Raw genomic sequence first — 8,390 nt, forward strand, 5'->3', positions numbered from 1 at the left:
AGTCGGTGACCACTGCAGACCTGTCGGCGCTGGCAGACGCCACGGCGGCTGCTGTGGGCGGCGCGGTATCCGTCATGGACCCCGCCGGCTACGTCGTGGCCTACTCGTCGCTGCCCGGGCAACCGATCGACGACGTGCGACGCGACGGAATTCTCGGCAAGCAGGTGCCGGCCGAGTACATGGCGCACCACACCGACGAGGAATTCCGGCGCAGTTCCGCGGTGCGGGTCGTCGCCGTAGCCGGCGTGCTGCCTCGCCTGGCCGTCCCGGTAACCGGTGGCGACGAGTATCTCGGTTCTATCTGGTGCATTGTCCCCACCGCGGAGGTATCGCCGCCCGAGCCGACGGCTGTGGCCGCATTGCAACGGGCAGCAGCTGATGCAGCGCCGTTGTTGAGCCAGCGAGCGCAGGCTGCTGGCATCGAACGCCCCAGGGCGCGTGAGTTACTGACCGACCCAGCTGCCGTCACACCCCATGGGCAGCTGTACACGGTAGTGGCGGCCAGGACGGCGTCGGATCGGCCGGAAGCCGCCGCGTCACGACTGCGAGGGATGCTCGAGCTGACGTTCGGGCAGCAGCAGGATTCGGGTGCTGTCGTGATCGACGGCGCCGTGTACCTCGTCATGAGGTCCGAGAACTCCGTCACAGTAGGCGAATTGGAGCAGCTTCGACTCCGGGCCGTGTCGTCCCTCGGTATCCCGGTGATGTTCGCAATCGGTGGACCGGATGAGCGCCCGTCGACTGCACGAGTGCATGCGCAGTGGGCGCTCGACGCCTGCGAAGACGGTTCTCCGACCGTTCTGTTCGATGACGTCCGAGTCCACGCCACGCTGCGTAGGGCAGGGGCAGCTCTGTCGGAGGTGTCGTTGGCGTTGCCTGCCGTCGAACGCATGCTCGCCTGCGATGCCACGGAAGGCACCGACTACGCCGCGACGGTGCTGGCTCTGTTGGCACACGAATCCAATGTCGCTGCCGCATCGGCATCGCTGTATTTGCATCCCAACACCTTCCGCTACCGGCTGCGGCGTACCAAGGAGTTGTTCGGACTCGATCTCGCGGACGCGGACACCCGGTTGCTGGCGTGGATGTCGCTCAGGCTCGGGGGCGAGCGGTGAGTACTTTCCCGGGGTTGAGCAGGTAATGCGGGTCGAGCAGTTCCTTGATGCCGCGCTGCAGTTCCGCTGCAACCGGATCGAGTTCGGTCTCGAGTAGATCGCGCTTGAGCAGGCCGACCCCGTGCTCACCGGTGATGGTTCCGCCGAGTGAGAGAGCGAATGCTGCCATCTCGTCGAATGCTCGGTGCGCCTTGACCAATGACGCGGGATCGAGGGGGTCGACGATCACCGTCGGATGGATGTTCCCGTCTCCGGCATGGCCGACGACTCCGATGACGATACCCAGCCGGTCTGCAACCAGGCCCACCTCGTCGATCATCGCGGCCAGCTGTGAAATGGGAACGGACACATCGTCTACCAACGGTGAACCGAGACGCTCGAGCGCCGGGTACGCCAGACGACGGGCCTGCACGAGTTGCTCGGATTCGACCTCGTCCTCGGCGACGGCCACGTCGGTCGCACCGGATTCGGTGCACAGTGCGGCAATCGCCTCGAGCTCCTCCACAGCGCCTGCACCGATGTCGGATTGGGCGATCAACACGGCTGCTGCGTCGGTGCCGAAGTCCATCCGCGCGTAGGCGTCGATGGCGGCGATGGTGGTGCGGTCCAACAACTCGAACAGGCTCGGAGTGATACCAGCGGCACGTATACGTGACACCGCCTCTCCCGCCGCGACGGTGGACGGGAAGGTCGCTGCCATGGTCAAAGGGGTCGCAGCGGGAAATTCGAGGCCGACGGTCGCCTCGGTGATGATGCCGAGTGTGCCCTCGGATCCGACGAACAGCTCCGCCAGAGAAAGACCGGCCACGCCCTTGACGGTGCGTCGGCCGACGAACGTCGCCCGGCCGTCGGCGAGTACGACTCGCAGCCCACGGACGAATCGTGCTGTGACGCCGTATTTCACGCAGCACAAGCCGCCGGCGTTGGTGGCGATGTTGCCCCCGATCGTCGACGCCTCCCAGCTGGATGGATCAGGGAGGTACGTCAGTCCTTGTTGTAGGGCGGCATCTTTCAACTCTTTGTTGGTGACGCCGGGTTGCACGACGGCAGTGCGGTTGACGACGTCCAATTCGACGATCGCGTTCATGCGCCGGGTGTTGAGGGCGATGACCCCGACGCCGGCATTCGCCGCTCCCGCCAGACCGGTCAAAGCTCCCTGTGGCACCACGGGAATGCGATGTGCCGAAGCGATTCTCATGATTGCCTGCACGTGCGCTTCCGTGCTCGGCAGTACCGCTGCCAGCGGAAGGGCTGATTCGCAGAGGGCGGCTGCGTCGTGTCGAAAGCTCTCGAGGATATCCGGGTCGGTGACCACCGCATCCGTACCCAGAGCGCGCATCAGGTCGTCGATGATCGGAGAGAGATGAACGAAAGTCGACGTGGGTGCGGCCATGAGTTCGAGTATGACCGGCGTCACTGTCGATGTCTGCGTCGTTTCGGACGAAGCGAGGGGCTCGGATCGGTAATTCCCCACGAAGTGGGTCGATTGCGCTGTGGAGATCGCGACCACCTTGACAAACTACGGTGGTGCCGGTCACAGTAATTACCGACCGAATGGACGGTGAGTTTTATCCGGTTCGTCGGTTGTCGAGTCCGCCGCTGTTCCTACCCCACGACACTCCGAACTGCCGCTTCCTCTCACGAGCGCCGGAGCCCGAACGAAACGAGACAAGTCGATGTCAACACAGGTCGAGACGCCTACCGGGGTGTCGCGTGAGCATCGCCGCGCCGCGATGGCCAGCATGGTCGGTACCACCGTCGAGTGGTACGACTTCTTCATCTACGCGCAGGCAGCGTCTTTGATTTTCGCCAACCTGTTCTTCGCACCGATGGGGACCGCGGGCCAGCTGGTTGCCTACGTCACCATCGGCATCAGCTTCATCTTCCGGCCTCTCGGTGCCATCGTGGCGGGCTACTTCGGTGACAAGATCGGCCGCAAGAAGGTGCTCATCGCCACCCTGACGCTGATGGGTGCCGCCACCGTCGGTATGGGACTGCTGCCCACCTACGCGACCATCGGCATCTGGGCTCCGATCATCCTGATCGTGCTGCGCATTCTCCAGGGCTTCTCCACCGGCGGTGAATGGGGCGGCGCTGCGCTGATGGCCGTCGAGCATGCGCCGAAGGGCAAGCGCGGAATCTACGGTGCGGCAACTCAGATGGGTGTTCCGCTCGGCATGCTCATCGCGGTCGGCACCTTGGCACTGTGCACCGGCTTGCTGAGCGAAGAGCAGTTCGAGGCCTGGGGCTGGCGTATTCCGTTCCTCATCAGCTTCGTGCTGATCCTCGTCGGCTTCTACATTCGCCGCCGCGTCGAGGAAACTCCGGTGTTCAAGGAGCTCGCAGAACGCAAGGAGCGCAACCACACTCCCGTTCGCGCACTGTGGCGCACCAACAAGAAGCAGGTCATGCTGGCCGCTCTGTCGTTCATCGGCACCAACGGCAACGGGTACATCATCGTCGGCGGTTTCATCGTGGCGTACTCGACGCGTGAACACGGGCTCGCTCGGGTGGACGTGTTGGTGGCCAGCCTGTTCGCGGCCATGGTCTGGGGAGTGTTCACACTTCTCGGTGCGTATCTGTCCGATCGCTATGCCCGCACCACCATCATGAACGTCGGAAACGCGGCAATGGTGTTGTGCGCCATTCCGTTCTTCCTGCTCGTCGACACCGGTGAGTTGCACTGGATCTACGTGGCCCTCGGTCTCTTCGCCGTCGGACTCGGACTCTCCTACGGTCCACAGCCGGCTCTGTACGCCGAGATGTTCCCCGCAGCAGTCCGATTCAGTGGAGCATCGATCGGCTACGCCATCGGCACCGTGCTCGGTGGAGCCTTCGTCCCAACGATCTCAGAGGCTTTGTTCAAGGGCACGGGTACCTCGATGTCCATCTCGATCTACCTGATGATTCTGGCGGCCGTCTCCTTCATTGCGACCTCACGGATCAAAAACCGTCGAGACGGGGATTTGAACGTCTGACACTCGTACGACGAAAGCCCCGAAACGATAGGGCGGATTCTAGGGGTCCTCGCAACACCTGATGGTCAGATGCCTGTCAGTAGATCACGTAAACGCTCGGCTGGAGTTTTCCAGCCGAGCGTTTTGCGTGGACGGGAGTTGAGGCGGTGGGCAACGTTCGGCCGCGCTGACATTCCCGTCCTCACGGTCCAACGCCTCGAAAAACCGCACCTTCAACCCAGCACATGCCACGATCCCCGCAACTCCCTCAAATCGAGGGTGTTGCGGGGATCGTTAGAACCCGCCATCGGAGGGCGGGGCTTTTCCGTTGTGCGTCTCGGATCAGCTGAGACGTTCGAGCACCATGGCCATGCCCATGCCGCCGCCGACGCACATGGTCTCGACACCGAACGTCTTGTCGTGTGTCGTCAGGTTGTTCAGCAGAGTCGTGGTGATGCGGGCACCGGTCATGCCGAACGGGTGGCCGATCGCGATGGCACCGCCGGAGACGTTGAGCTTGTCCTCTTCGATGCCGAGGTCGCGTGCCGAGCCGAGGACCTGCACGGCGAAGGCCTCGTTGATCTCGAACAGGTCGATGTCGGAGATGGACATGCCCGCGATCTTCAGCGCTTTACGGGTGGCCTCGATCGGCCCCAGGCCCATGATCTCGGGAGACGTGCCGGTGACGCCGGTGGAGACGATGCGGGCCAACGGGGTCAGGCCCAGCTCCTTGGCCTTGGTGTCGCTCATGATGACGAGCGCTGCTGCGCCGTCGTTGAGCGGGCACGCGTTACCCGCCGTGATGGTGCCGTTCGGACGGAAGACAGGCTTGAGCTGGCTGATCTTCTCGTACGTGGTGCCGGCGCGAGGGCCGTCGTCGGTGCTGACGACGGTGCCGTCGGGCAGGGTCACCGGGGTGATCTCCCGCTCGAAGAAGCCGGCGTTGATGGCCTCTTCCGCGCGGTTCTGGCTGCGGACGCCCCAGCGGTCCTGATCCTCACGGCTGATGCCGGTGAGCAGGGCGACGTTCTCGGCCGTCTGGCCCATCGCGATGTACGCGTCGGGCAGCTCGCCGTTCTCGCGGGGATCGGTCCAGCTGTCCGCGCCCTCTTCCTGTGCCTTCTTGGTACGGGCCTCGGCGTCGGCGAAGATCGGGTTGTGGCTTTCGGGAAGCGAATCCGAACTGCCGTGGATGAAGCTGGACACGCTCTCGACGCCTGCGGAGATGAACACGTCACCCTCGCCTGCCTTGATCGCGTGCAGCGCCATGCGGGTGGTCTGCAGCGAGGACGAGCAGTAGCGCGTGATCGTCGTTCCGGGCAGTGAGTCGTAGCCGAGCTGAACCGCGACGATGCGGGCGAGGTTGTTGCCCTGCATGCCGCCGGGCAGGCCGCAGCCCAGGAGCAGGTCGTCGATGTCCTTCGGGTCGAGCGAGGGCACCTTGGCCAGCGCGGCGGCGACCATCTGAGCGGTGAGGTCGTCGGGACGAATGTCCTTGAGCGAACCCTTCATCGCCCTGCCGATCGGTGAGCGCGCGGTGGCGACGATGACTGCCTCTGGCATGAGATCTCCTTCGATATCGATACTGCTTATCTGCTCTGTTACCGCCGAGTAGGCGATGTCTCCTGATCGAACTTACAACCCCGCCGAACGGCCATCGCCACGACGTAGGAGATCCTCCGCCGCGCTGTCGATCTCGGCGTCGAGCTCGGCAGTTCTGCGCCGGAGAAAGCGGTCCACTGCGGCGGTGGCGCGGGGGATGGCTCTGCGTGATTCGGCGGCGGCGGACACCGTCGGCAGTTCGGGCAGTGGACCGCCGTGCCATACGCCGAGGGCCGAGGCGAGCACCGGCAGAATCTGTTGCGCGGCCAGCTCGTAACCCGCAGCGGACGGGTGGAAGCGGTCCGCCGAGAACATCGTGTCGGGGGCGGCCAGAAACTCCGGTGCCAGCAGATCCGCCAGGGCGACCGGATGCCCGCCGGCGCCGAGAGTCCTGGCCGTTTGGGCATGGGCCAGCCGCCGACCCCAATTGCGGACGACGGTACGCAGCGGTTGCGGAATGGCCGTCACGACACCGAGATCGGGGCACGTTCCCACGGCGACGACGCAGCCCTTGGCCGTCAATCGTTCGACTGCATCGCCCAGCCTGGCCGCTGATGCCGGAATGGAGAATTTCTTGGTGACGTCGTTCGCGCCGATGAAGATCACCGCGGCATCGGGCGGCGGGCCCGCGACGAACATGGCGTCGACCTGACCTTCGAGTCCCTTGGACGTGGCACCGGCAATTGCTTTGGTGCTCAAGCGGATTCGTTGACCGGTTTCCTCGGCCAACCCGCGGGCGAGCAGGACACCCGGGACCTCGTCGGCCACAGTGCAACCCACGCCTGCCGCGGTGGAGTCGCCGAAGATCATCAGATGAATATCTGCTGAACTTCCCATGCGCCACCGCTCAGGTGCTGCGCAGCCGGCGGTGTAGACCCCGTCGGCCTCGGGTGGCTTGGCAATGTTGCGTCCGATGACACCGCGAGCCGCGGCGGCCTGTCCCATCAGATGTCGGTACGCGGCCCAGGACGCAGTCCCTGCTCCTGAGCCTGCAAGTACCGTCGCGGCGCTCGCTTTCGCGGCGGTACGCCATCCGCTCGCCGTCACAGATCGATCCCTCTCGTCGTGCCCCCTCACCATCGTATGCGGGTGTCGACAGCCGTGGCCGAGAGTCCGATACCTGCATCTGGGAAGATGGAGCAATGCGCATCGCACAGCACATCACCGAACTCATCGGCAACACCCCGTTGGTGAAGTTGTCCTCCGTCATCGGCGACGGCGCCGGCACGGTCGCAGCCAAGATCGAGTACCTCAACCCGGGTGGTTCGTCGAAGGACCGCATCGCCGTCAAGATGATCGACGCAGCCGAGGCCTCGGGCGAGTTGAAGCCCGGCGGCACCATCGTCGAGCCCACGTCCGGTAACACCGGCGTCGGCCTCGCGCTCGTCGCTCAGCAGCGTGGCTACAAGTGTGTGTTCGTGTGCCCCGACAAGGTCGGTGAGGACAAGCGCAACGTGCTGCGTGCCTACGGTGCCGAGGTCGTCGTCTGCCCCACGGCCGTCGCGCCCGAAGACCCCAACAGCTACTACAGCGTCTCCGACCGACTCGTCCGCGAGATCGAGGGAGCGTGGAAGCCGAACCAGTACGCCAACCCGGCCGGCCCGGCCAGCCACTACGAGACCACCGGGCCCGAGATCTGGGCCGACACCGACGGCAAGATCACGCACTTCGTCGCAGGCGTCGGCACCGGCGGCACCATCTCCGGCACCGGCAAGTACCTCAAGGAGGTCTCCGGCGGCAAGGTCAAGGTCATCGGCGTCGACCCCGAGGGATCGGTGTACTCCGGTGGCACGGGACGTCCGTACTTGGTCGAGGGTGTCGGTGAGGACTTCTGGCCGACCGCCTACGACCCGTCCATCCCGGACGAGATCATTGCCGTGTCCGACAACGACTCGTTCGACATGACTCGTCGCCTCGCCCGCGAGGAAGGCCTGTTGGTCGGCGGCTCGTGCGGCATGGCTGCTGTCGCGGCCATTCAGGTTGCCGAACGCGAAGGTCCCGACGCGTTGGTCGTCGTATTGCTGCCCGACGGTGGCCGCGGCTACCTGGCGAAGATCTTCAACGACTCGTGGATGTCCTCGTACGGATTCCTGCGTTCGCGGTTGGACGGCACCACCGAGGAGACCTCGGTCGGCGCAGTGCTGCGCGGCAAGTCCGGTGCCCTGCCCGATCTGGTGCACACCCACCCGTCCGAGACCGTGCGTGACGCCATCGAGATTCTGCGCGAGTACGGCGTCTCGCAGATGCCCGTCGTCGGAGCCGAGCCGCCCGTCATGGCAGGCGAGGTCGCCGGCAGCGTCACCGAACGCGATCTGCTCAGCGCCGTGTTCGAGGGTCGCGCAGCGTTGGCCGACCCGGTAGCCAAGCACATGAGTGAGCCGTTCCCGCTGATCGGTGCCGGCGAAACCGTCTCCGACGCCACCAAGGCCCTCGGGGAGTCCGATGCGCTGATGGTCGTCGAAGAGGGTAAGCCCGTCGGCGTCATCACCCGCCACGATCTGCTCGGTTTCCTCAGTAAGGGTGCCTAGGCATGTGAGTGGAACTTCGTAGCAGGCTACGAGGTTCCGCTCACAAGCGGCGCAGCCGCCTTCATATGGAGGTCGGCCTGTCAACGACGGCATGGTGAAGCGGTGGCACGCACCGTCGTGTGTGCCACCGCTTCCTGTTGCCGGGATGGTGATCGATGCGAGTGGGAGGTGAGCGTGTCGTAGTGTTC

General features: G+C 64.9%; 6 protein-coding genes. 3 read left to right on the forward strand and 3 right to left on the reverse strand.

Going from position 1 to position 8,390, the window contains the following annotated elements:
* The first annotated feature begins 5 nt into the window (after positions 1–5).
* Positions 6–1,115, forward strand: coding sequence for a CdaR family transcriptional regulator (locus J1M81_RS26875; protein WP_206498599.1), 1,110 nt, complete (start codon positions 6–8; stop codon positions 1,113–1,115).
* On the opposite strand, the gene J1M81_RS19125 is transcribed toward J1M81_RS26875, so the two are convergent.
* On the reverse strand, positions 1,093–2,508 hold the full coding sequence (locus J1M81_RS19125) for an FAD-binding oxidoreductase (protein WP_219519219.1): 1,416 nt from the start codon (positions 2,506–2,508) through the stop codon (positions 1,093–1,095). The two genes, J1M81_RS26875 and J1M81_RS19125, sit on opposite strands and share 23 nt — an antisense overlap.
* A 283-nt stretch (positions 2,509–2,791) precedes the next feature.
* On the opposite strand from J1M81_RS19125, the gene J1M81_RS19130 reads away from it, so the two are divergent.
* A complete protein-coding gene (locus J1M81_RS19130; RefSeq protein WP_032400660.1) occupies positions 2,792–4,093 on the forward strand; it encodes an MFS transporter in 1,302 nt (433 codons plus the stop codon).
* Between the two features lie 321 nt (positions 4,094–4,414).
* Here J1M81_RS19130 and J1M81_RS19135 read toward each other — a convergent pair whose 3' ends face one another.
* Both J1M81_RS19135 and J1M81_RS19140 read right to left on the reverse strand, forming a co-directional pair.
* Positions 4,415–5,635, reverse strand: a complete 1,221-nt coding sequence (locus J1M81_RS19135) for an acetyl-CoA C-acetyltransferase (protein ID WP_032399669.1) — start codon at positions 5,633–5,635, stop codon at positions 4,415–4,417.
* 72 nt (positions 5,636–5,707) lie between these two features.
* On the reverse strand, positions 5,708–6,721 hold the full coding sequence (locus J1M81_RS19140; protein WP_032365669.1) for an SGNH/GDSL hydrolase family protein: 1,014 nt from the start codon (positions 6,719–6,721) through the stop codon (positions 5,708–5,710).
* 95 nt (positions 6,722–6,816) lie between these two features.
* Here J1M81_RS19140 and J1M81_RS19145 point away from each other — a divergent pair, with 95 nt between their 5' ends.
* Positions 6,817–8,202, forward strand: a complete 1,386-nt coding sequence (locus J1M81_RS19145; RefSeq protein WP_027496256.1) for a cystathionine beta-synthase — start codon at positions 6,817–6,819, stop codon at positions 8,200–8,202.
* The last annotated feature ends 188 nt before the right edge of the window (positions 8,203–8,390 follow it).

Source organism: Rhodococcus sp. KRD175 (assembly GCF_017168275.1).
GTDB lineage: Bacteria > Actinomycetota > Actinomycetes > Mycobacteriales > Mycobacteriaceae > Rhodococcoides > Rhodococcoides fascians.